General features: G+C 54.9%; 25 protein-coding genes and 1 tRNA gene. 5 read left to right on the top strand and 21 right to left on the bottom strand.

Features of this window, described 5'->3' with window-relative positions; translation table 11 throughout:
• Positions 1–16: 16 nt before the first annotated feature.
• On the top strand, positions 17–280 hold the full coding sequence (locus tag CPA57_RS09045; protein ID WP_229709125.1) for a DUF423 domain-containing protein: 264 nt from the start codon (positions 17–19) through the stop codon (positions 278–280).
• Here the strand turns inward: CPA57_RS09045 and CPA57_RS00205 are convergent.
• A complete protein-coding gene (locus CPA57_RS00205; RefSeq protein ID WP_229709123.1) occupies positions 277–525 on the bottom strand; it encodes a hypothetical protein in 249 nt (82 codons plus the stop codon). The two genes, CPA57_RS09045 and CPA57_RS00205, sit on opposite strands and share 4 nt — an antisense overlap.
• A 241-nt stretch (positions 526–766) precedes the next feature.
• Here CPA57_RS00205 and CPA57_RS00200 point away from each other — a divergent pair, with 241 nt between their 5' ends.
• Positions 767–1,315, top strand: coding sequence for a thioredoxin family protein (locus CPA57_RS00200; RefSeq protein WP_229709121.1), 549 nt, complete (start codon positions 767–769; stop codon positions 1,313–1,315).
• Positions 1,316–1,361: 46 nt separating this feature from the next.
• Here the strand turns inward: CPA57_RS00200 and CPA57_RS00195 are convergent, their stop codons facing one another.
• The 10 genes from CPA57_RS00195 to ffh all read right to left on the bottom strand — a co-directional run bounded on the left by CPA57_RS00195 (position 1,362) and on the right by ffh (position 10,597).
• On the bottom strand, positions 1,362–2,567 hold the full coding sequence (locus tag CPA57_RS00195) for a pyridoxal phosphate-dependent aminotransferase (RefSeq protein ID WP_182080486.1): 1,206 nt from the start codon (positions 2,565–2,567) through the stop codon (positions 1,362–1,364).
• Positions 2,567–3,769, bottom strand: coding sequence for a pyridoxal phosphate-dependent aminotransferase (locus CPA57_RS00190; RefSeq protein ID WP_182080484.1), 1,203 nt, complete (start codon positions 3,767–3,769; stop codon positions 2,567–2,569). The genes CPA57_RS00195 and CPA57_RS00190 overlap by 1 nt, the downstream gene beginning before the upstream one ends.
• 84 nt (positions 3,770–3,853) lie before the next feature.
• On the bottom strand, positions 3,854–4,963 hold the full coding sequence (leuB, locus tag CPA57_RS00185) for a 3-isopropylmalate dehydrogenase (RefSeq protein ID WP_182080482.1): 1,110 nt from the start codon (positions 4,961–4,963) through the stop codon (positions 3,854–3,856).
• Complete coding sequence (gene leuD, locus CPA57_RS00180) at positions 4,960–5,622, bottom strand: 3-isopropylmalate dehydratase small subunit (protein WP_182080480.1); 663 nt, start codon at positions 5,620–5,622, stop codon at positions 4,960–4,962. The genes leuB and leuD overlap by 4 nt, the downstream gene beginning before the upstream one ends.
• Before the next feature lie 2 nt (positions 5,623–5,624).
• Positions 5,625–7,067 (bottom strand): 3-isopropylmalate dehydratase large subunit, encoded by a 1,443-nt coding sequence (gene leuC, locus CPA57_RS00175; protein ID WP_077395742.1) that lies wholly within the window; start codon positions 7,065–7,067, stop codon positions 5,625–5,627.
• A 31-nt stretch (positions 7,068–7,098) separates the two neighbouring features.
• A complete protein-coding gene (gene rplS / locus CPA57_RS00170) occupies positions 7,099–7,476 on the bottom strand; it encodes a 50S ribosomal protein L19 (protein WP_077395743.1) in 378 nt (125 codons plus the stop codon).
• A gap of 22 nt (positions 7,477–7,498) precedes the next feature.
• Positions 7,499–8,203, bottom strand: a complete 705-nt coding sequence (trmD, locus tag CPA57_RS00165) for a tRNA (guanosine(37)-N1)-methyltransferase TrmD (RefSeq protein ID WP_182080479.1) — start codon at positions 8,201–8,203, stop codon at positions 7,499–7,501.
• The gene (rimM, locus tag CPA57_RS00160; RefSeq protein WP_182080477.1) at positions 8,200–8,742 is read right to left on the bottom strand and encodes a ribosome maturation factor RimM; all 543 of its coding nucleotides are present in this window, start codon (positions 8,740–8,742) and stop codon (positions 8,200–8,202) included. The genes trmD and rimM overlap by 4 nt, the downstream gene beginning before the upstream one ends.
• Positions 8,743–8,767: 25 nt before the next feature.
• Positions 8,768–9,121, bottom strand: a complete 354-nt coding sequence (gene rpsP, locus CPA57_RS00155) for a 30S ribosomal protein S16 (protein WP_182080475.1) — start codon at positions 9,119–9,121, stop codon at positions 8,768–8,770.
• Positions 9,122–9,175: 54 nt separating this feature from the next.
• A complete protein-coding gene (gene ffh / locus CPA57_RS00150; protein ID WP_182080473.1) occupies positions 9,176–10,597 on the bottom strand; it encodes a signal recognition particle protein in 1,422 nt (473 codons plus the stop codon).
• A 213-nt stretch (positions 10,598–10,810) separates the two neighbouring features.
• Here ffh and CPA57_RS00145 point away from each other — a divergent pair, with 213 nt between their 5' ends.
• From CPA57_RS00145 to CPA57_RS00135, 3 genes are all read left to right on the top strand, one after another.
• The gene (locus CPA57_RS00145) at positions 10,811–11,578 is read left to right on the top strand and encodes an NAD(P)H-dependent oxidoreductase (protein ID WP_182080471.1); all 768 of its coding nucleotides are present in this window, start codon (positions 10,811–10,813) and stop codon (positions 11,576–11,578) included.
• A 61-nt stretch (positions 11,579–11,639) separates the two neighbouring features.
• Positions 11,640–12,971, top strand: a complete 1,332-nt coding sequence (locus CPA57_RS00140) for a DUF2130 domain-containing protein (protein WP_182080469.1) — start codon at positions 11,640–11,642, stop codon at positions 12,969–12,971.
• Positions 12,972–13,462: 491 nt separating this feature from the next.
• Positions 13,463–13,552 (top strand) — tRNA-Ser (locus CPA57_RS00135).
• Between the two features lie 160 nt (positions 13,553–13,712).
• Here the strand turns inward: CPA57_RS00135 and CPA57_RS00130 are convergent.
• The 10 genes from CPA57_RS00130 to CPA57_RS00085 all read right to left on the bottom strand — a co-directional run bounded on the left by CPA57_RS00130 (position 13,713) and on the right by CPA57_RS00085 (position 20,716).
• Positions 13,713–14,036 (bottom strand): type II toxin-antitoxin system PemK/MazF family toxin, encoded by a 324-nt coding sequence (locus CPA57_RS00130; protein ID WP_182080467.1) that lies wholly within the window; start codon positions 14,034–14,036, stop codon positions 13,713–13,715.
• On the bottom strand, positions 14,033–14,257 hold the full coding sequence (locus CPA57_RS00125) for an antitoxin MazE family protein (protein WP_182080465.1): 225 nt from the start codon (positions 14,255–14,257) through the stop codon (positions 14,033–14,035). Before CPA57_RS00125 ends, CPA57_RS00130 begins: the two co-directional genes overlap by 4 nt.
• A gap of 317 nt (positions 14,258–14,574) precedes the next feature.
• Positions 14,575–14,838 (bottom strand): hypothetical protein, encoded by a 264-nt coding sequence (locus CPA57_RS00120; RefSeq protein ID WP_182080464.1) that lies wholly within the window; start codon positions 14,836–14,838, stop codon positions 14,575–14,577.
• Between the two features lie 147 nt (positions 14,839–14,985).
• The gene (locus CPA57_RS00115) at positions 14,986–15,462 is read right to left on the bottom strand and encodes a 5-fold beta-flower protein (RefSeq protein WP_182080462.1); all 477 of its coding nucleotides are present in this window, start codon (positions 15,460–15,462) and stop codon (positions 14,986–14,988) included.
• Between the two features lie 36 nt (positions 15,463–15,498).
• Positions 15,499–15,996: a 5-fold beta-flower protein gene (locus CPA57_RS00110; protein ID WP_182080460.1), complete on the bottom strand. Its 498-nt coding sequence runs from the start codon at positions 15,994–15,996 to the stop codon at positions 15,499–15,501.
• A 131-nt stretch (positions 15,997–16,127) separates the two neighbouring features.
• Positions 16,128–16,685 carry a DsbA family protein gene (locus CPA57_RS00105; RefSeq protein ID WP_182080458.1) on the bottom strand — a complete coding sequence of 186 codons (558 nt, stop codon included), beginning with the start codon at positions 16,683–16,685 and terminating at the stop codon, positions 16,128–16,130.
• Between the two features lie 117 nt (positions 16,686–16,802).
• Positions 16,803–18,119, bottom strand: a complete 1,317-nt coding sequence (locus CPA57_RS00100) for a DEAD/DEAH box helicase (RefSeq protein WP_182080456.1) — start codon at positions 18,117–18,119, stop codon at positions 16,803–16,805.
• A gap of 275 nt (positions 18,120–18,394) precedes the next feature.
• Positions 18,395–18,997, bottom strand: coding sequence for a methionine biosynthesis protein MetW (metW, locus tag CPA57_RS00095; protein WP_077395770.1), 603 nt, complete (start codon positions 18,995–18,997; stop codon positions 18,395–18,397).
• The gene (metX, locus tag CPA57_RS00090; RefSeq protein WP_182080454.1) at positions 18,987–20,147 is read right to left on the bottom strand and encodes a homoserine O-acetyltransferase MetX; all 1,161 of its coding nucleotides are present in this window, start codon (positions 20,145–20,147) and stop codon (positions 18,987–18,989) included. The genes metW and metX overlap by 11 nt, the downstream gene beginning before the upstream one ends.
• 107 nt (positions 20,148–20,254) lie before the next feature.
• Positions 20,255–20,716, bottom strand: a complete 462-nt coding sequence (locus CPA57_RS00085; protein ID WP_077395774.1) for a hypothetical protein — start codon at positions 20,714–20,716, stop codon at positions 20,255–20,257.
• Between the last annotated feature and the right edge of the window lie 562 nt (positions 20,717–21,278).

Genomic DNA, 21,278 nt, shown 5'->3' with positions numbered 1-21,278 from the left:
CAGAAGCATGATGCATATGGCTGCTGATATCGCACTCTGGCACGGCATTGCCCTCTGCGCTTTGACACTAGGCAACAAGTACCTTCATCCGCTGCGTCTTACCATTGGTTGTACCGGCTTAGCACTTGGAACAGCTCTGTTCAGCATCCCCGTCACACTACACGGTTTCGGAATTCTCTTTCCAGCACGACTAGCACCGACTGGAGGAACGCTGCTTATCCTCTCATGGCTCTGTGTAGCTTCTGCGCCCTTCACCCGCTCTACCGGAAAACACTCCTAACGGCGACGGAACCGGCTTATGATCCACAACCCTACCAGCTGAATGAACAGAGCCAACAGGAAGCAGCACAGGACAATCCCCATTAGGATCAGCTGCTCCCGCCCCAATGCTGTTTCAACATGAAAGAAACCATAAAGCTGCTGCCAGAGCGAGGTCCCAACAATATGCTGCATGAGATGTGTCGCCGGCTGATAGAACCTTACCAACAACAACAAACAGAACGTAAGCCCTAACAAAACGACCATCCTCCCCAATGTCGAGAGGACCGAAACCTCCTTCCGAGGAGAGGTAGAAAAAATTGGCCGTTTCCGTTTCACCACAAGCATACCGTCCTTATCATACTCGGCCTCCCACCCTAATCAGGAGATCGTGAGTTATCAAGAACAGCCCGTCCCCTATGGCTCTATTTAACGTCCTGTTGTTACCTTTACGCTAACAATAAGAGGCGAATTCTCCATAATCTCTTTCCACTAAGGAGACATCATTATGCGTTTTCATCATTCTGTTCGGGTAATTGCCTGTTTATGCATCACACTTTCTGCCTACATAACGCAGGCACAGGCACAGGCACAGGCACAGGCACAGGCACAGGCACAGGCACCTTTACCGGATATCCGAAAAATCACTACCATCACTCCAGCTCGTGAGCCCTACCCCCCTGCCGAACTCGCCAGCAAACAGGTGCATGAGGCCTTTATAACAGCCGCCAAAACAAACCGGCGTGTCCTTCTGGATTTCGGCGGCAATTGGTGCCCAGACTGCCGTATTCTTGCTGGCATTTTTGCTGTGCCTTCCGTCAGCCAATGGCTAGACGAGCACTTCGTGATCGTTCCCGTCAATGTTGGGCATCTTGATACCAACATGGACCTAGCCCAACAGTACGGGGTAACCATCAAAGCCGTGCCGACCGTTCTGCTGCTCACCCCACAAGGACGCCTGCTGAATCCTGATGGCACCCTCGCCCTTGGCTCCGCCCGCCAGATGGCCCCACAATCCGTCATCACACTGCTGAATGAATGGAACCAGCGTCCCTAAAATGAAAAGGCCATTCCTTCTTAGTTGGAAGGAATGGCCTTTTGGATCAATCCGTGATCCCCTGTACGAAGTGTGCCAGCCTTTGGCAGGCTTCTTCCAACTCTGCATCCGATGCCGCAAAAGAGAGCCGCAGATGCGGCCCATAACCAAAGGCTGAGCCCGGTACGGTTGCTACATGGGCTTCTTCTAGAAGAGCCTCCGCAAAGGCCACATCATCGTTTAACACACGCCCACCGGCGGACTTTCTGCCGATCAGAGCTGACAGACCAGGGTAAGCGTAAAAAGCCCCCTGCGGCATGGCACAGCTCAGCCCTTTAATCTGCCGTAACGCACCGACTACGAGAGCACGCCGCCGCTCGTAGGTCTCCCTCATGGCCCGCACACCGGCAATATCTTCTTGAAGCGCCGCCACAGAACCACCCTGCGCTAGCGTGCAGATACCCGATGTCGTGTTTCCCTGAACCTTGATCATCGCCTTGATGAGCGGCACAGGGCCACAGGCAAAGCCGACCCGCCAGCCGGTCATGGCATAAGCCTTGCTCATGCCATTGATGATGAGGATACGATCCGCCAGATCCGGTGCCACATTCAATAGGGAGAGATGATGCCTGCCATCGAATGTCAGATGCTCATAAATCTCGTCACTCATCACCATGACATGCGGAGCATCCCGTAGGACAGCAGCAATGGCCTCCAGATCAGCCCGCTCCAAAATGGCACCGGTCGGATTATTGGGGAAATTCAACACGAGCCAGCGGGTCCGGGGGGTGATGACCTTCCGGATGGCCTCAGCCTGCGGGCGGAATCCATCCTCCTCCTGGCAGGCTACCTCCACCGGTATACCACCAAACATCCGGGCAATGAGCGGATAGCTAACCCAATATGGTGCCGGGACGATCACCTCATCTCCTTCATCCAGCGACGCCATGAAGGCATTGAAAATAGCCTGTTTACCGCCATTACAGACCATCAGCTGATCAAGCGATACATCCAGCCCGTTATCCCGCCGGAACTTTTCGGCAATCGCCTCCAGCAGCGGCTTTTGCCCAGGAATGGGTGGATAGCCAGTATGACCAGCCTTTACCTCAGCCACGGCCCCATCAAGAGCCGCCGCAGGGGAGGGAAAATCAGGCTGCCCCAGAGCTAGAGAAATGACCGGCTTGCCTTGTGCTTTCAACTCACGGGCACGGGCCGCCATGGCAATCGTCGCTGGCGTAGGCAATGTGGCGAGACGTTGAGATGGCTTAAACATTAGACCAACCCTTCACAGAAGCGAGCGATGCGACGGCAGGCTTCTTCCAAAAGCTCTGTGCTGGTGGCGTAGGACACCCGGAAATAACCCGGCAGCAGAAAGGCCGTGCCATGAACAGCGGCCACTCCGACATCTTCCAGCATGGCCTTAACGAAGTCTTCGTCACTTTCCAGCACATGCCCGCCCGCCGTGCGCTTGCCTAGCAACTGCTGCACAGACACGAACACATAAAAAGCCCCCTCCGGCCGAGCGCAGGACAACCCCGAAACGGCAGATAAAGCATCCACCACAAGGTCACGTCGCTTCTGATAAACGGCGACCATCTCCCCAATAAAATCCTGCGGGCCAGATACCGCTGCCAAGGCTGCCGCCTGAGCGATGGAACAAGCATTGCTCGTGCTCTGCCCCTGTAGCTTGATCAGCTCCTTTGTCAGGGATACCGGGGCGGCAGAAAAGCCGATGCGCCAGCCCGTCATGGCATAGGCTTTGCTGACGCCATTCATCGTCAGGGCCCGCTCTCGCAAGCGAGGTTCTACCTGCACGACCGTACAGGCTTCCCGCCCCTCGTAGGTCAGTTTGGCATAAATATCGTCCGTCAGAATCCAGACCTGTGGATGCTCCAGCAGAACATCTGTCAGCGCCTTCAGTTCCTCACGGGAGTAAGCACTACCTGTTGGATTGCAGGGGGAGTTCAGCACAAGCCAGCGTGTGCGGGGCGTGATCGCCTCCCGCAGCTGTTCCGCTGTCAGACGGAACCCTGTTTCTGGAGAGGTCGGCACGATGACCGGCTTACCATCCGCCAACTGCACGATATCCGGATAAGAGACCCACGCTGGAGCGGGGATGACAACCTCATCCCCCGCATTCAGCGTTGCCACCATCGCATTATAGATGACCTGCTTGCCCCCCGTGGACACGCAGACCTCCTCTGGCCGGTAATCCAGACCGAAATCAGCATTCAGCCGTTCTGCCACAGCCTTGCGAAGAGCAGGCGTACCGGCAACATCGGTATATTTCGTCTCGCCACGCTGGATGGCCTCGATCGCTGCTTTCTTGATGAAATCAGGCGTATCAAAATCCGGCTCACCAGCAGAGAGGCTGATGATGTCCCGCCCCTCCGCTTTCAGGGCTCTGGCCTTCTGCGTGATGGCAATGGTCTGGCTTGGCAGGATACGCCCCATCCGTTCGGCAGCGAGTGACATGTCGTTCCTCTTACATCTCAAAAAAACGCCCGCCCGTGAGACACAGGCGGGCGCATGGCAATTCATAGCACAATCACCCGGAGATCAGGCGAGTTTCTGAAGTTCCTTCAGCACAGCTTCGCCCATCTCCGCCGTGCTGACACGGCTCTCACCGGCAGCAGCGATATCTGCCGTCCGCAGCCCGGAGGCCAGAACATTGGAAACGGCCCGCTCGATCAGCTCGGAATCCGCACCACGATCCAGCGAGTAACGCAGCATCATAGCCAGAGACAGGATCTGCGCCAACGGATTAGCAATGCCCTTCCCGGCAATATCCGGCGCACTACCATGAATCGGCTCGTACAGGGCGGCCTGCTTGTCCGTTCCTTCCGGCGTACCCAGCGTGGCGGATGGTAGCATTCCCAAAGAGCCAGTCAGCATGGAGGCGAGGTCTGACAGCAGATCACCAAACAGATTCCCCGTGACCATCACATCAAACTGGCGAGGGTCCCGCACGAGCTGCATGGCGCAGTTATCCGCCAGCATGTGCGTCAGCGTCACATCGGAGTACTCACGCTTATGCAAGTCTGTGACCACCTCACGCCAGAGCAGGCCACTCTCCATGACGTTGCCCTTCTCCACGGAACAGACACGACCACTACGCAAGCGAGCAAGGTCGAACGCCACACGGGCCACACGCTCGATCTCAGCCGTCGTATAAACTTCCGTGTTCACGCCACGCTTTGTGCCGTCTGGTAGAGTCTCGATTCCTCGAGGCTCACCGAAATAGACGCCACCCACCGTCTCCCGCACGATCATCAGGTCCAAACCACGCACGACGTCCGGCTTCAGCGCAGAGGCCGAGAGCAGCGGGTCGAACAGCTTGGCAGGACGCAAGTTAGCGTACAGGTTAAGCTCCTTGCGGAGACGCAGGATAGCCACCTCCGGGCGGCGATCGAACGGCACGTCCTTCCATGCTGGATCACCGACAGAGCCAAACAACACGGCATCAGCGGCCTTCGCCTTAGCGATGACCTCATCCCGGATGGGCACATCATACTTCGCCAGCGAGGCCCCACCAACTACGTCCTCGGACAGCTCGACCTCAAGACCACGTTTAGCCTTCAGCCAGTCGATGATCCTAACGGCCTGTTCCATGATCTCCGGGCCAATACCATCCCCCGGCAGCAGCAGGATTTTCTGTTTTGCGCTCATGCCTGCTCTCCTTTGGCACCGATGACGCTCTGCGGACGTCCCGACTGTTTTGTGGACGGCACCCATGCACGAGATGGCCGGGCCTCGAACTCACGAATAGACTGCTCGTGATTCTTCAATGTCTGGGCCACATCATCCAGCCCTTCCAGAAGAACCTGACGGCGGAATGGGTCCATCTCGAAAGAAATGACCTCACCATCCGGGCGATGAATTTCCTGCTTTTCCAGATCAACCGTCAGGCGGGCATTTTCGCCACGACTGGCGTCTTCCATCAAAGCAAGGCACTGCTCACGAGGCAAACGGATCGGCAGGATGCCGTTCTTGAAGCAGTTATTATAGAAAATATCTGCAAAACTCGGGGCAATCACGCAACGTATACCGAAATCCAACAACGCCCAAGGTGCATGCTCACGGGATGAACCACAGCCAAGGTTGTCCAGCGTGATCAGGATACCAGCCTTGCGATAGGCTGGCTTGTTCAGCACGAAATCAGGATTCTCATTCCCCTCGGCATCGTAACGCTGACCAGCAAAGAGGTGCTTACCCAAGCCGGTACGTTGAATGGTCTTGAGGAAGCGAGCCGGAATGATCTGGTCCGTATCCACATTTTCCTGTGGCAGAGCGGCAGCAACGCTTGTCAGACGGGTGAATTTTTCCATGATCAGGCGGCTCCTTCTGCCATTGTCGGTTCCAGCAGGTCCCGTGCATCGCACAGTGTCCCCGTCACGGCTGCAGCGGCGGCCATAGTGGGGGAACAGAGATGGGTACGGCCATCCGGCCCCTGCCGTCCCTCAAAGTTACGATTGGATGTAGAAGCTGAACGCTGCCCGGCACTCAGCTTGTCGGGATTCATACCCAGACACATGGAGCAGCCAGCCTCACGCCATTCAAACCCTGCATCACGGAAAATCTTGTCCAGCCCCTCCTGCTCCGCCGCATAGCGAACAAGACCAGACCCCGGCACAACCATAGCGCGCACGCCTTCTGCTACCTTGCGGCCTTTCAGCACGGCTGCGGCAGCCCGGAGGTCTTCAATACGGCTGTTCGTGCAGGAGCCAATAAAAACGACATCAACCGGCGTACCAGCAATTTTCTGCCCAGCTTCCAGCCCCATATAAGCCAACGTGCGGCGGATGCGCTCAGCCTTGGCGGGGTCTGCAAAATCCTCGGGGCGGGGCACTGTACCGGTAATGGGCAGCACATCCTCAGGGCTTGTACCCCATGTCACTGACGGGCTGATTTCGGCAGCATCCAGCACCACTTCTTCATCAAAATGGGCACCTTCATCCGTAGCCAGCGTCTTCCAATACGCAACGGCCTGCTCGAAGGCTTCACCCTGCGGTGCAAAGGGACGGCCTTTGACGTAATTGAAGGTCGTTTCATCCGGGGCCACCATGCCCGCACGGGCACCGGCTTCGATGGACATGTTACAAAGCGTCATGCGCCCAGCCATATCCAGCTTACGAATGGCTGAACCGGCAAATTCGATCACATGACCGGTGCCTCCGGCCGTACCAATACGACCGATGATGCTGAGCATAATATCCTTTGCGGTCACGCCCGGAGCAACATCACCCTCCACCCGCACACGCATATTCTTGCTGCGCTTCTGAAGTAGGGTCTGGGTGGCCAGCACATGCTCCACTTCGGACGTACCAATACCGAACGCCAAAGAGCCGAAAGCTCCGTGCGTGGACGTATGGCTATCACCGCAGACGATTGTCATGCCCGGCAGGGAAACGCCCTGCTCTGGCCCAACAACATGCACAATGCCCTGCTGGCGGGAACGTAATGGGAAATAAGGGACGCCGAACTCCTTGACGTTCGCTTCCAGCGTTTCGATCTGGAGGCGGCTCTGCGGGTCTTCTACCGGCTGGGAGCGATCAGAAGTCGGGACATTGTGGTCTGCCACGGCCATCGTGGCATCAGGACGCCGTACAGGGCGGCCAGCAGCCCGCAGACTTTCAAAAGCCTGCGGACTGGTCACCTCATGAAGGAGGTGGCGGTCGATGTAGAGAAGGCTCGTTCCGTCCTCAAGGGTTTTCACCACATGATCGTCCCAGATCTTGTCATACAAAGTTCTAGGGGTAACCGGATTCTGCATTCTCTCTCATCTCCTTATGAGAGCTGAAAAATCAGCCCTCCTTCTTGATATCGCGCGGACGCTCGGCAATACGAGCGGACTTACCAGAGCGGCCACGGAGGTAGTATAGCTTCGCACGACGAACCTTACCACGGCGAACAACCGTAATATCAGCAATTGCCGGGGAGAAAAGCGGGAAAACACGCTCCACACCCTCGCCGTTGGACACCTTACGCACCGTGAAGCTGCTGCCCAGACCGCGGTTTGAGCGGGCAATCACGACACCTTCGAAGACCTGTACACGTTCACGTGTACCTTCAACAACGCGCACGCCGACACGTACAGTGTCACCGGCGGCGAATTCAGGAACGCTACGAATAGCGGAAAGACGCTCCATTTCGCGCGCCTCATACTGCTGAATGATGTTCATGCTTCAAACTCCTGAAAAAAACTCAACTCTGTTGCTGCTGCTCGTAAACGGCCCAGAGGTCCGGGCGGCGTGTACGGGTTACAGCGATGGATTTCTCATCTCGCCAACGGGCGATTTCCCCATGATTGCCAGAAAGCAGGACGGGTGGGACATCCCTCCCCTCCCATGTGGCAGGCCGTGTGTACTGGGGATATTCCAGCAGACCAGCAGAGAAGCTTTCCTCCTCGCCGCTCAAAGCGGACCCCATGACACCCGGCAGAAGCCTTACACAGCCATCAAGAAGTGCCAGTGCCGGTATTTCTCCCCCAGAAAGGACAAAATCCCCCATGCAGACCTGTTCGATCGCATGTTTCTCCAGCACCCGCTCATCGACTCCTTCAAACCGCCCACAGAGAATGACAACGCCCTCTCCCTGAACGTAGCGTGCAATATCCTTCTGCTCCAGACGATGGCCTCGTGGTGTCGGATAGATCACCGGGCGTCCATCATCTGCCTGCCTTACGCTGGTCAGAGCGTCATCCAGCACATCCGGCCGCATGACCATCCCTGCGCCCCCGCCGAATGGGGCATCATCCAGAGCCTTATGAACACCCCGCCCAAAGGGACGGAGGTCATGCGTTCTGCAGGCCCACAGATTCCGCTCCAGAGCACGCCCCGCAAGGGAGCAGCCCAGCGGGCCGGGGAAGATCTCCGGGAAGAGGGTCAGGATGTCGGCCTGCCATGTCATGACCGGACTTCCACCTCACCAGTTAGATCCCCTTCTACCTCCACAGCTTCCGGCGGAACGACCACGAGGCGTTTTGCCTTCATGTCCACTTCCGGCACGCAAGCCATAGTAAAAGGAATCAACTGCCCTGCTTCCAGCTCCAGACTAGTGCCAGCCCCATAATCATGGACACTGACAACACGCCCCACAGTTTCCCCAGAAGTAAGGACAGCCTCCATACCGATCAGATCGATATGGTAAAACTCATCCTCTTCTACTTCCGGCAGAGCCTCACGAGGCACATAGAGCTTGCGGTTCACCAGCTTTTCTGCCGCTGTCCGGTCTGGCAAAGGCTGTCCGTCCTGTCCTAGAACGGCAGCAATACCCGGGGCCTTCCAGCGTATTTGCCACACGGTGCCCGTCTCATCATGAAGGCACCCGAGTTCTTCAAGTGTTTCAGGATGTTCTGTTGCCGGATGCAGACGCACGAGTCCCCGCACGCCATGCGGACGGCCTATCGTAGCGACCAAAACATCCGACTGTGAAGGACGGTGTGACAAGAAGAAATCTCCCGCTTAGGCCTGATTAGGCCTCGGCTTCTTTAGCGGCTTCAGCGGCCTTAGCTGCACGCTCCTGAGCCTTCTTCTTCGGAGCGGACTTCTTGGGCTGCTCACGGAAAGCCGGCTTCGGTGCCAGACCAGCATGGCCGAGGAAACGAGCGACACGGTCGGTTGCCTGTGCGCCATTCTCCAGCCAGTGCTTGATGCGCTCATCATTCAGGCGCACGCGGTCAGCGTGATCGGACGGCAGCATCGGGTTGTAGGCACCCACCTTCTCAACAAAGCGACCATCGCGCGGGCTGCGGCTGTCGGCAACCACGATGTGGTAGTACGGACGCTTCTTCGCACCTGCGCGGGACAGACGGATCTTCAGGCTCATAATAACTCCTGCATCATCAGAACATTACAAAAAGACAGACAGCCAAGAGGACACTCAGCCAAAAGGTGGACGTCCTCCCGGACCTCCCATCCCCTTGAACATATCGCCCAGACCACCGGCACCCCCCATGCCACGCATCAGACCAGTCAGACCGCCCATTTTATTGAGACGCTTCATCATGGTGGACATCTCACTGAACTGCTTCAGCAGCCGGTTGACTTCCGGAACGCTCGTACCAGAACCAAGAGCGATACGCTTCTTACGTGACGCCTTGATGATCTCCGGTGTGCTGCGCTCCTGTGCTGTCATGGAGGAAATGATCGCCTTGTGACGGTTAAAAATGGACGTATCCAGATCCTTCCCCGCCAGCTTATCCTTCAGCTTACCCATACCCGGCAGCATACCTAGAATGCCGGAAATAGAGCCAAGGCGATTGATCTGATTGATCTGCGAGACATAGTCATTCAGATCAAACTTACCGGCGAGCATCCGCTTGGCAACACGCTCACCTTCTTCCTGATCGAGCTGCTCGGACGCTTTTTCCACCAGCCCGGCGACATCGCCAAGCCCCAGAATACGCCCAGCAACACGCTCGGGATGAAACTCTTCGAGAGCCTCCATCTTCTCACCGGAGCCGGTGAACTTAATGGGTTCTCCCGTTACAGCCTTCATGGAGAGGGCAGCACCACCACGGGCATCACCATCCATGCGACTCATGATGACGCCAGTCAGGCCGATCTGGTCCTTAAAGGACTGTGCGGTATTGACGGCATCCTGACCTGTCATGGCATCGACAACCAGCAGTGTTTCTACCGGCTTCGCCACATCACGGACCTGACGGACTTCATCCATCAGGGCCTCATCAATGGCTAGGCGCCCTGCGGTGTCGAGAATGACGATGTCAAACCCTTCACGACGCCCTGCATCCAGCGCACGGCGGGCGATATCGACAGGCCCCTGCCCCTGCTCGATCGGCAAGGAAGCGACTAACCCGTTCGTGCGTCCGCCCACCTGCTCGGCAATCTGCTGGAGCTGGAGCTGGGCTGCCGGTCGCTGCACGTCCAAGCTGGCGAGCAGCACTTTCTTCCGCTCACGGTTGGCAAGACGCAGAGCCAACTTACCGGCGGTTGTGGTCTTACCAGCACCCTGAAGACCGACCAGAAGATAAGGAATAGGAGCCGGGGCCGACAGGTTCAACGGCACCGCACCGGCACCACCCAGAGCCTCAATCAGCGCATCATTGACGATCTTCGCCACAGCCTGGCCGGGAGAGACGCCATCCAGCACCTCACCGCCAACGGCACGCTCCTTCACCTTGCTGACGAAGCTGCGCACCACGGGCAGGGCCACGTCGGCCTCCAGCATGGCCAGACGGACCTCGCGCATGGCCTCGGTGACGTCACCCTCCGAAAGCTTCTCCCCACGGGAGAGACCTTCGAAAACTTTCGACATTCTACCAGAGAGCTGCTCGAACACGGGCTATCCTTAATTCCATGACAAACGCGCCACTGCGCGAACCCTCGCGGAGTGACGTGTCCGTAAACTTCCTACGCCTTTACGGCCTCCACCGCCCTCCGTCAAGAAGATTGTAAGAACACGGGCTCTGCTCCAGAGCCGTTGCCTCCCCCTGCATGGGAGCGTAGCCTGCCGAGAGATAGTTTCCCCGCATAAAGCAGAAAAGTCTGTGCCGTGAATGTCCTTCTCGTCCTTGCCCATCCTGAACGCCACTCCCTCAATGGGGCCCTGGTGGATATCGCCACCCGTGAACTGACCTCCTTTGGTCATGAAGTTCAGCTGTCTGATCTGTACCGAATGGACTGGAAGACCACCGTTGATCAGGCTGATTTTCCTCATAGTGCGACCACCCCACTGAATGTCGCAGCAGCTTCCGCACAAGCCTATGGGGCGGGACAGCTAACAGAGGATGTGAAGGCGGAGCAGGAAAAACTCCGTTGGGCCGATACCGTCATCTTCCAGTTTCCTCTTTGGTGGTTCTCGGCCCCGGCTATCCTAAAAGGTTGGATTGAACGTGTCTTCTCTGCCGGATTTGCCTACGGCACAGGCAAAAGCTACGGCGATGGCTGCATGAAGGGCAAACGGGCCATGCTGAGCGTAACGATCGGCGGTACAGAGCATGACTACTCCGCCCGAGGCATCTGTGGCCCCATTGATGACCTCCTCTTCCCCCTCACACACGGAACACTCTTCTACACTGGCTTTGCCACCCTACCCTCTTTCCTCGTGTACAGTGCCGACCGGCTGGAAGAACGTGGCGAAGGTTTTTCAGAACTTGTGGACCGCTACCGGGAGCGTCTTGCCACGCTGGAGACAACAGCCCCCATTCCATTCCGTTCAGCCACTAGTGGCGATTACGCTCCCAAGACGAGAGAGCTACGCCCCGGCCTGGAAGCCCCGAATACGAACGGATTCAGACTACATCTGAAAATAACTCCATAAATCAGCTTACCCTTCCCCAAAGCCATTCCTCCCTTCTCGTTTCTTCTTGAAAGGCACCGACATGACCACACATGACATCACCTGTCCCCACTGCCACAAAACATTCTCGCTGGATAATGCGGGCTATGCCGATATCGCCAAACAAGTACGGGACAAGGAATTTTTCAAGCAACTGCATGAAAAGTTAGAAGCGGCAGCGCAGGAAGAGCGACTTGCTGCAGAAAAGGCCAAATTCGTTCAAGAACAAGAAATGCACCGAGCCCTTCATGAGCGTGATACTGAAATACAAACTCTGAAGAGCCAGCTTGAACGGCATGAATCTGACCGCCAGACAGCTGCCCGCCTCGCCGAAGCCGAAGGGAAGGCACAGCTACAGGAAGCATTACAAGCAAAAGAGCGGGACATTCAGGCTTTACAGGCAAAGCTCTCCGCCAATGCCGTAGAGAATGAGCTCGCCATCACCAAAGCAGTTGATGCCGTACAAAAAGAACGTGATGCCCTGCAAAGCACTCTCAAAGAGACCGAACTGAGAAACAGCATCGCCGCCAACCAGCTGAAAGAGCGTTACGAACTCCAACTAAAGGACCGTGATGACCACATCGAACGGCTGAAAGACATGAAAGCCCGCCTCTCTACCAAGATGGTTGGTGAAACGCTGGAACAACATTGCGAAGTGGAGTTCAATCGTGCTCGTGCCATGGCTTTCCCACGGGCTTATTTTGAGAAGGATAATGACGCCCGCTCTGGCAGCAAAGGCGACTATATCTTTCGGGATACAGACGAAAGCGGAACGGAAATCATCTCCATCATGTTCGAGATGAAGAACGAGAATGACAGCACCGCTACCAAAAAGAAAAATGAAGACTTCCTGAAGGAACTGGACAAAGACCGCACGGAGAAAAAATGCGAATACGCCGTGCTCGTCTCTCTCCTGGAGCCCGAGCATGAGCTATACAATACGGGCATCGTGGACGTCTCCTACCGCTACCCGAAGATGTACGTCATCCGCCCGCAGTTCTTCCTTCAGATCATCTCTTTACTCCGCAATGCGTCCACAAAGGCACTGGCTTATAAGCGGGAACTGGAACTGACACGCCAGCAAAATATCGATGTGACCAACTTCGAGGAAAAGCTGGAGACGTTCAAAAACGGCTTTTCCCGCAATTATGACCTTGCCCAGCGGCAGTTCGGCAAGGCGATTGAGGAGATCGACAGGTCCATCTCCCACCTACAGAAGATCAAGGACAACCTGCTGAGTTCAGGTAACAATCTGCGCCTAGCCAACGACAAAGCACAGGACGTCACGATCAAGCGTCTCACCCGGGGCAATGCGACGATGAAGGCGAAGTTTGAGGCTCTTGATGCAACCAGAAGAGAACAATCATCATGCTAGCGCATTAAATCGATTGACAGCGCAAACTAAGATACATACAAACACAGAAAGGGACAGAAACCCCCGCCTCTGTCCCTCTCGATCCCCTCAACTAAGGAGACGTATCATGCTCCATGATATCGTGCATTCTACCATACAGTGCTGGTCACATGCCAGTTTTATCTTCCTTCCCATTTGGGGCAGGCATCCCAATCTACACATTAATATTTCTGTAGCAGTAACTCTTGATCCTACCCACAAAAGAAAAGGCAAAAAATAAACAAAACTATCAGTTCCCCGCCCTAGCGGGGATGAACCGCTAGCTCACTATATCGATTGGTTCACCATAAGTTGTTCCCCGCCTATGCGGGGATTAAGGAAGGCCGTTCTACAATGGAGCGGCCTTTCCTCTGCCTGCTCCGCCACAAGTACCAATATCCTGCTTCACAGCTTGACGGGCCGAAGCTGAATCAGTATCAGAAGGCCATCCCTGTTAGGGGAAAAAATAAAACGGATGGGTGTCCGAGCGGTTTAAGGAACTGGTCTTGAAAACCAGCGTGCGTGGAAGCGTACCGTGGGTTCGAATCCCACCCCATCCGCCATAAGTACCCTTAAAAAGGGCAGTTTTCTGCCACCTTTCAGGTGAACCCCTTTTCCAGTCCTTACTTTCGTCCATACTTCACGCAAACGCGTGGCTATTTCCGATTCTTTCCCCGCAACATAACCGCCCCCCACATTTGAGAGCACCACGCGGGAACTGCCCTAGGCCATTCCCAGAAACACAGCTAACAGACGCGTAATCTCCACCATCTGATAATCATGAAGCCGCCCAAACGCAGGGCCTATTTTCCCGCGCTGTATGGTCGATGGTTTATCAATCATGATGCTGGATGTCTTCTTCAAGCCATTGATGCCATCGGGCTCCACTGTCAGCCGCAATAAGGGGGCGTCCTGTATGGTGCCTGTTACGGGCAGAATAACGACACTGGCCGTCTCATGGTAGCTGTCTGCCTGTATAATTAAAGCCGGACGGGGTTTGCCAAGGTCTCCCTGCCAGGCAACCGTGACCAGATCGCCCCGCCTCACTCCCAGCCCTCAATCTGGGCAGCGGCCAGCTCAGAGAAAGCCAATTCATCGCCCTGCTTTTCATCGCAAGCCCGTATCAGCCGCGCCTGTCGCGAGGCCTCGCGGGTGAAATCAGGACGCCTTGTATCGGGTACCCAAAGTTGAACAGGGCGCATACCGGCCCGCTTCATCGCTTCCCGATGCTTGCGGACACGGTCATAACTTCTGGTTGTCGATGCCATAGCTTCCTCCCGTTACATGTAACAATAAGGGGGAAAGACTGCCTTTTACAAGGCCGGTAATCTATCCGCTTATCTGGACAGAATGGACACGTCCACACATGCGCAAGACCAGACCACCTTTTGATTGTTGATGATTTTTTATCAAGTAGCAGTGCCTACATCCGACAAAACCAATAAGCCCATGCGCGCCTTAGAACCGGGCATCACATACTTAAGTGAGCAGTACGTGCGCGCACGCGCCTGCAATAAAACAGTAAAAAAGGCCTGCCCTCCCCACCGGAGACGGCAGACCTAAAACCGTATGCCTATAGAATCAGTCAGCCCCGGTGGTCATGCTCGGCACGCTTGCCAAGGGCCGTAATCTGGGTAGCCTCTAACCCTTCGGGATTGTGATGGGCCTTCTTGGCGATTTTATGCTCTTCTTCGGTGGCATGCTCACCGCTTTTCAGGACATGATCCGCCAGACGAATGATCTCCTCCTTTGTCAGCAACTTCGGCGTATGAACGGCCTTACGGGCCAACTCATGCAAAGAACTGCTGGCGCGCGGTGCTTTATGCTCATGTGATGCTGTTGTCGGCATTTTTCTGGCCTTTCACTCTGAATGACAGACCCTGTCCTAAACAGGGCCGTTATCCCCTGTTGGAGAGAGACGTCATACGCCTCGTCTCCACGGTGAAAGCCCACCATGCAGATAACAAGCGCACTTCATGCAAGGCTGGCCTGCATATCAGCTCGGCATATGACCAAGCAGCATCAACATCCCTGCCGTACGATCCGCAGGCGGAACACGGCCCCGAAAAGAGCCGGATGCATCCAGCAGCGTCCCATCCTGAAGAATGCGCCCAGCCGGCACCCCGTTAGGACCATAAACTGCCCCATCCTGATCAACATTACCGATAGTGGAACCTTGGTCATCAGACAGGTAGCCGCCCTGACTGATACGCCCTACACGCCCTCCATGTAGATCATACAGAAAACCGTCGCTATCCATATGGCCAACCGTCATACCGTGAGCATCTGTGAGGTATCCGTCCCGACCTACACGCCCAGCCGCTTGCCCACCAACACCATACACATCCCCTACCCGGTCCTGCCCAGACCCTGCCGGGTTCTGATAGTCATACGGCGTCGCTGTCGCATCATGAAACGACATGCCCATGATGCCGAGCCAAGCGGTCATCATCAAAATTCCGAAACACCTCATGAAACACTCCCCACTATCACACGATAGCGATCAGAATTATCGGGGAAGACGGTTCAGCAGGATAAGGGCTCCCGTTGTCCGATCACTTCCAGAAAGCGATCCCCCCATGCTGCCCTGATCTATACTCCCCACAGAAGAGCCGTTTCGGTCACGCAGGATACCATCCCTATCTATGCTCCCAACGGCAGAGCCGTTGCGGTCTCGGACAGTACCGTCCCTATCCAGACTGCCAACAGAAGAGCCATTGCGATCACGCACGATGCCATCCTGATCCATACTCCCAAAAGCAGAACCATTCCGATCACGGATAGTACCATCCCGTTCCAAGCTGCCGATGGAAGAACCGTTACGGTCCCGCATGATGCCATACCCGTCTATACTGCCGACATAGGAGCCGTTCCGGTCACGAACATCACTAACCTGCCTGATCTGCCCATCGTAAGGAGCCGCCTGCACCGCTGTCGGATTCGAGGCACCAAGACCAATTGTCCCCAGCCATGCAATGCCCATCAAAATGCCAGTGCGTTTCATCATATATCCTTCCAAGTAAATAGCTTCCCGCGTGCGGTCACCATTACATCATCTTCCATGGCCAACATGTTACACACTCATGAAGACATGGTAATACTTACATATTCTTTTACTATTCCTGAGGAAGGTCTCCCTCACCTCAGAAGAGTCGCCCATTCCTCAATGGACTGCCCGCTCTGAAAACGGTCATCTACTTTGCCATCCAAAATGACAGTCGGAGATACATGGATGCTGTTCTCTCTGGCATAGCGGGTGTGGGCCTTCATGGCATCTGTTACACTTGCCAGATGAAAAGGCTTTGCCAGAGCAAGACGAGTATAAACTTCCAGACGGGCTATCAGCTCATCTGGTGTGGTCTGCATATTCGCCCCCTCACAATGATGAAAAAACTCAAATTCTTCCCGGTGGTCCCCAATCGCTCGTAAAGTCTGCCATGCCTTGTCCCGGCCATCCGGTAACGCCGCCGCTGCCAAGATGCACCGCATCAATACACCAGAAAACAAATGCCACGGCTGAGAGTGCAGCACGACCTGAAGGGTCAGTACATCTTCCCCTACGTGCTCTAAAAACGGCATAAGTTTGCGAGAAGCACGGACGCTGAAAGGACATGTCGGTTCCAGAAAGAACGTTACGTCCCGAGGGCCATGCCCCCAGATCAAGTCAGCTGGCTTTGTGATTTTCGTAATACTCATGGGGTAACAGCTCCTCCATCATGGCTTTTCCGCTATTTTATGTAGGCATAGCCCCATACAGAAACAGCCCCGCAAAATGCGAGGCTGCTTATCCGTGCAAACATGACAGCTGAATCTTTAGGAAGAACGCCGCCGCCTGTTCCTAGCACCACCCTGTCCGGCCCCTGCCGAACGAGACCCGGACTGCTGGGGAGACCGTCCCCGCCCGCCGCCTGCACGACCACCACCATTGCGACCACCACGTCCGCCACGGCCACCGCCGAGGACGGGCGGCGGTAGGGTAGAATTCTGCGCATCGGCAGAATGATACGGATGATCGGTGATGACCGGCACAGCCTTACCGATACGTTTCTCAATATCCCGTAGCCATGCACGCTGTTCGGCATCACAAAGGGACACCGCCCAACCGTCCCGCCCGGCACGAGCCGTCCGCCCAATACGATGGACGTAAGCCTCTGGCACGTTAGGCAGGTCGTAATTGAAAACGTGGGACACTTCGTCAACATCAATGCCACGGGCAGCGATATCTGTAGCTACCAGCACACGCACGCTACCATCACGGAAACCCTGCATGGCCCGCTCACGAGCACCCTGCGATTTGTTGCCATGAATGGCAGCCGCCGGGATCCCATTTTTACTGAGATACTCTGCAACCTTGTTGGCTTCATGCTTCATGAGCGTGAAAACAACAGCCCGCACGACACGGTCACTATTAACCAGCATCATCAGGGCTTCTTTTTTCTGGGTCGAGTCTACAAACAAAACAGCCTGACGGATGCGATCCACTGTGCTGGACTCCGGCGTAACCTGTACTGTCTCCGGGTCCTTCAACAAGGAATGTGCCAACTCACGGATGGAAGATGGCATAGTTGCAGAAAATAGCAGCGTCTGCCGCTTCTCTGGCAGGCGAGCCACAATCCGGCGGATATCATGGACAAAGCCCATATCCAGCATACGGTCGGCTTCATCCAGCACAACAATTTCCAGCGTGGAAAGGTCAATATGCCCCTGTCCTACGAGGTCTAGCAGACGACCAGGCGCAGCAACCATAACATCGACGCCACGCTTCATAGCCTCGACCTGTCGATTCTGCCCCACACCACCAAAAATCACGGCGTGAGAGAATTTCATATGGCGGGCATAGGCAGCAAAATTGTCACCAATCTGTGCCACAAGCTCCCTTGTCGGAGCCAAAACCAGAACACGAGCACTGCGGGGGGCAGCCTTGCGGGGATGTTCCAGCAGGTAGTGAAGGATAGGCAGAGCGAATGCTGCTGTTTTCCCTGTCCCTGTCTGTGCCAGACCGAGAAGGTCCTTCCCCTCCATGAGATGGGGAATTGCCCCGGCCTGAATGGGGGTTGGCGTCGTGTAGCCTTCTCCATCCAGGGCCTGCAAAATGGGGGCCGCCAGACCGAGAGCTTTAAAACTGCTCATGATTCTTCCTCAAAACCGGCGTTATTCCAGCAAATCCATCTGGCAACACCGCATAAAATGGACGTTTGAGCCTCTCCCTAACGATGGGCTCCGCTCGCCTCGTCCGAAAATAGGACTCTATTTGTCTTATAACAAGAGGAAAAACGCACTGCCCTTCTATCGCCTCATTTAGTGACAGGAGCAATTTTCTTCCATCTCGAAAAAAGCAAAGGAAAACAGAATGTTATTTTTTGGTGTTCTACCTTATTAACGTCTCTGTAAATTCCAAGCTTACCTTACCTTTTGCGGCGTAGAAGAAACAGTCCTTGTTCACCGAAAAGATTGGCTAAATGTGGTGAAGCTCCTGCCAAACGGGATTGACGATTGCCATTAACCACCATCCACTTGCAGACCTCGTACCCGTCTTCTTCGCACAACGCAAAAAAATCATAAATTGTGCAAGGATGAATATTGGGCGTCTCGTACCACGGTGTCGGCCAAACGGACGTCATTGGCATTCGCCCTGTCCGCAACAGATGCCAACGTAGCCGCCAATGTCCGAAGTTGGGAAAAGAAACCAAAGCAGAGCGACCAATCCTTAGCATATGCCGTAAGACATCCCGTGGGCAATCAACGGCCTGAAGCGTGCGTTGCAGCACAACGTAGTCGAAAGTTCCATCGGGATAATCGGCCAGCATGTCATCAGCATCCCCATGCATGACAGGCAGACCATGCGCCACAGACTGCGTGACCGCTTTCATATCCAGCTCCAGCCCTTGAGCATCGCAGTCTTTTTCCCGCGAGAGATAGCCAATCAAGCTTCCATCACCGCAGCCAATATCCAGAACCCGACTATGCGGTGCCACCATGCTGGCGATCAGTTCTTGATCAAACCGCATTATCGCACTCCCCTGCCGGCAAACCTGCCTGCCGCGCCATTCCGTTTAGAAATCCCCGAATAGTTCTATCAAAGTCCGGCTCTTCCAGCAGAAAAGCATCGTGACCTCGGTCACTATCTATCTCCACAAAGGAGACATGCCCCCCGGCCTGATTAATCGCCCGCACCAAAGTGCGAGAGCGAGACGTTGGAAACAACCAGTCCGAACTAAAAGACACGACACAAAAACGGGTTTTTACGCCCCGAAATGCAGCTGAGAGATTGCCCTCATGTTCACTGCCCAGGTCAAAAAAATCCATAGCCCTCGAAATCGTCAGGTAAGAATGAGCATCAAAACGCCGTGTGAAATTGGAGCCCTGATACCGCAGATAACTCTCCACCTGAAACATTCCACCAAATGGCAGGGCCGATAATGGATCACCAGAAGATGGCACGGTTCCGGGCCTGATCTCCCGACCGAATTTTCTGGTTAAGGCTTCTTCAGAAAGATAGGTGATATGGCCGACCATCCGAGCCACTGCCAGCCCACGAGCCGGAATGACACCATGAGCCTGATAGTCTCCACCATGCCAGTTCGGGTCGCCATAAATAGCCTGACGGCTAACTTCATTAAACGCAATATTCTGTGCAGACTGAAACGGTGATGTCGCAATCGGCATGGCGGCAAAAACCCGGTCTGGGTAATCTGTCGCCCACGTCAGCACCTGCATGCCACCCATCGACCCACCGATAACGGCAAACAGCCTATCAATGCCAAAATGATCAATAAGTTTCACCTGAGCCGCAACGATGTCGTGCATGGTGACGGGTGGAAAGTCCTTCCCCCATGGTCGCCCTGTACCAGCTCGCTCACTTGTCGGCCCTGTCGTTCCCATACATCCGCCCAACACATTCGTGCAGATGACAAAGAAACGGTCCGTATCAATCGGCAAGCCCGGCCCCACCATACGAGACCACCAGCCCGGCTTCCCAGTAACGGGATGTGGGCTGGCAACATACTGATCTCCCGTAAAGGCGTGGCATATAACAATGACATTATCCCGCTTGGGCGACAAAGTGCCATATGTCTGATGGGCAACCCGTAACGGAGCAACCTTCTCCCCACATTGAAGGGTTATACCTTCAGGAAAGGTTATGGACTGAACTTCCACCGCTGGCTCCGGCTGTTTGTAATAAGAAGCCCATATACAAACACTGCCACACCCACAGTTTCAAGGCAGAATAAGCACGAGACAACAGATAGTACCCTGAAATTTACTTATTCTGCTGCTTCCATCATCTCTGGATAATTATCCTGTGCCAGCGCAGGCATCGGCATCTTCTCTGCAACTGCCTGTACCTTCCCACGCACAGGCAGCCAATACCCATAAGCAGCCAATGCCGAACCAAGATGCATCAGAGCCTCTCCCAGCTCAGAATGTAATACTTGTTCCTCTGGTGCATTCTGCATATCGGCTAGAATATTAAGAAGATGCTCTTCCGTTGCTGAATATTCCAACGAAGCCGTCCCGCAGACAGCATGCAGGAAAAGCGCCTTAAACCGCTCTTGAAGGCGTTCTGCCTCCTGCCCTAACAACCCGGACAGAGACATGGAACGCCGCCAGCAGCTTGGCCCCAAAAGATACCGCAGTGCCCACAGGGCCGTCTGCTCTTCCCGGGCCAGTGTCTTCATGGATGCGCCATAGCCGTTACGCCGGTCTGCAATCTGAATGATATTCATGAGGCGTCTCCCTCTCTCTGCGAGTTGCTTCACGAATGACGTTAGATGAGAACTCTTCTCACTTTCAATAGAAAGATCATGAACAATGCCGCCCTTTCCCTAACGGGACGCATAAAGAGTCGAGAAAACAGCCAATTATTGGAGTTATTAAAGTTTTTTATAAGCCGTCGACTCTGAGGCGCAGAAGACACAATATCCTGTGGTTTTCTTGAGCGACTCACACAAGATGTCGTCCCCTTCTACGAAAGCCCTCCCTCTCCTAGGCGACGACATTTTGAATTTTCCAGACCAACAACAAGTAACGGCCCTCTTGAAGCCCGAAGAATACACCCTCAATCCCGTCTGAGTATGCCTCATGAATTAACGCAGATAGCCGTCATGCAACTCCATGATAATCTGCTTTTCCGCTCGCCAGAGCGTGCAACCTCAATAATAGAATCAATTTTCTCTTATAGTTACAATTAGTTCACCGATTATATTAATCAGAATTATAAATTATTTAACATTTTTTCTCTACAAATTACCCACGCACGGCAGAAAAAATGGTCTCTTGCGTCAATCT

Origin of the sequence: Bombella favorum (genome assembly GCF_014048475.1) — a bacterium.
Classification (GTDB): Bacteria; Pseudomonadota; Alphaproteobacteria; order Acetobacterales; family Acetobacteraceae; genus Bombella; species Bombella favorum.
Note: the sequence above shows the minus strand (reverse complement) of the source record. Positions and strands in the feature narration are given on the sequence as shown.

Excerpts from the sequence above, each read along its gene's own strand:
- leuB (WP_182080482.1), bottom strand. The coding sequence starts at position 4,963 with ATGAGCGCAAAACAGAAAATCCTGCTGCTGCCGGGGGATGGTATTGGC.
- rplS (WP_077395743.1), bottom strand. The coding sequence starts at position 7,476 with ATGAACATCATTCAGCAGTATGAGGCGCGCGAAATGGAGCGTCTTTCC.
- CPA57_RS00120 (WP_182080464.1), bottom strand. The coding sequence starts at position 14,838 with ATGCCGACAACAGCATCACATGAGCATAAAGCACCGCGCGCCAGCAGT.
- CPA57_RS00190 (WP_182080484.1), bottom strand. The coding sequence starts at position 3,769 with ATGTCACTCGCTGCCGAACGGATGGGGCGTATCCTGCCAAGCCAGACC.
- CPA57_RS00200 (WP_229709121.1), top strand. The coding sequence starts at position 767 with ATGCGTTTTCATCATTCTGTTCGGGTAATTGCCTGTTTATGCATCACA.
- CPA57_RS09045 (WP_229709125.1), top strand. The coding sequence starts at position 17 with ATGGCTGCTGATATCGCACTCTGGCACGGCATTGCCCTCTGCGCTTTG.
- leuD (WP_182080480.1), bottom strand. The coding sequence starts at position 5,622 with ATGGAAAAATTCACCCGTCTGACAAGCGTTGCTGCCGCTCTGCCACAG.
- CPA57_RS00110 (WP_182080460.1), bottom strand. The coding sequence starts at position 15,996 with ATGATGAAACGCACTGGCATTTTGATGGGCATTGCATGGCTGGGGACA.
- CPA57_RS00085 (WP_077395774.1), bottom strand. The coding sequence starts at position 20,716 with ATGAATATCATTCAGATTGCAGACCGGCGTAACGGCTATGGCGCATCC.
- CPA57_RS00140 (WP_182080469.1), top strand. The coding sequence starts at position 11,640 with ATGACCACACATGACATCACCTGTCCCCACTGCCACAAAACATTCTCG.
- CPA57_RS00100 (WP_182080456.1), bottom strand. The coding sequence starts at position 18,119 with ATGAGCAGTTTTAAAGCTCTCGGTCTGGCGGCCCCCATTTTGCAGGCC.
- rpsP (WP_182080475.1), bottom strand. The coding sequence starts at position 9,121 with ATGAGCCTGAAGATCCGTCTGTCCCGCGCAGGTGCGAAGAAGCGTCCG.
- metW (WP_077395770.1), bottom strand. The coding sequence starts at position 18,997 with ATGCGGTTTGATCAAGAACTGATCGCCAGCATGGTGGCACCGCATAGT.
- CPA57_RS00205 (WP_229709123.1), bottom strand. The coding sequence starts at position 525 with ATGGTCGTTTTGTTAGGGCTTACGTTCTGTTTGTTGTTGTTGGTAAGG.
- CPA57_RS00195 (WP_182080486.1), bottom strand. The coding sequence starts at position 2,567 with ATGTTTAAGCCATCTCAACGTCTCGCCACATTGCCTACGCCAGCGACG.
- trmD (WP_182080479.1), bottom strand. The coding sequence starts at position 8,203 with ATGACATGGCAGGCCGACATCCTGACCCTCTTCCCGGAGATCTTCCCC.
- CPA57_RS00105 (WP_182080458.1), bottom strand. The coding sequence starts at position 16,685 with ATGAGTATTACGAAAATCACAAAGCCAGCTGACTTGATCTGGGGGCAT.
- CPA57_RS00125 (WP_182080465.1), bottom strand. The coding sequence starts at position 14,257 with ATGGCATCGACAACCAGAAGTTATGACCGTGTCCGCAAGCATCGGGAA.
- CPA57_RS00115 (WP_182080462.1), bottom strand. The coding sequence starts at position 15,462 with ATGAGGTGTTTCGGAATTTTGATGATGACCGCTTGGCTCGGCATCATG.
- leuC (WP_077395742.1), bottom strand. The coding sequence starts at position 7,067 with ATGCAGAATCCGGTTACCCCTAGAACTTTGTATGACAAGATCTGGGAC.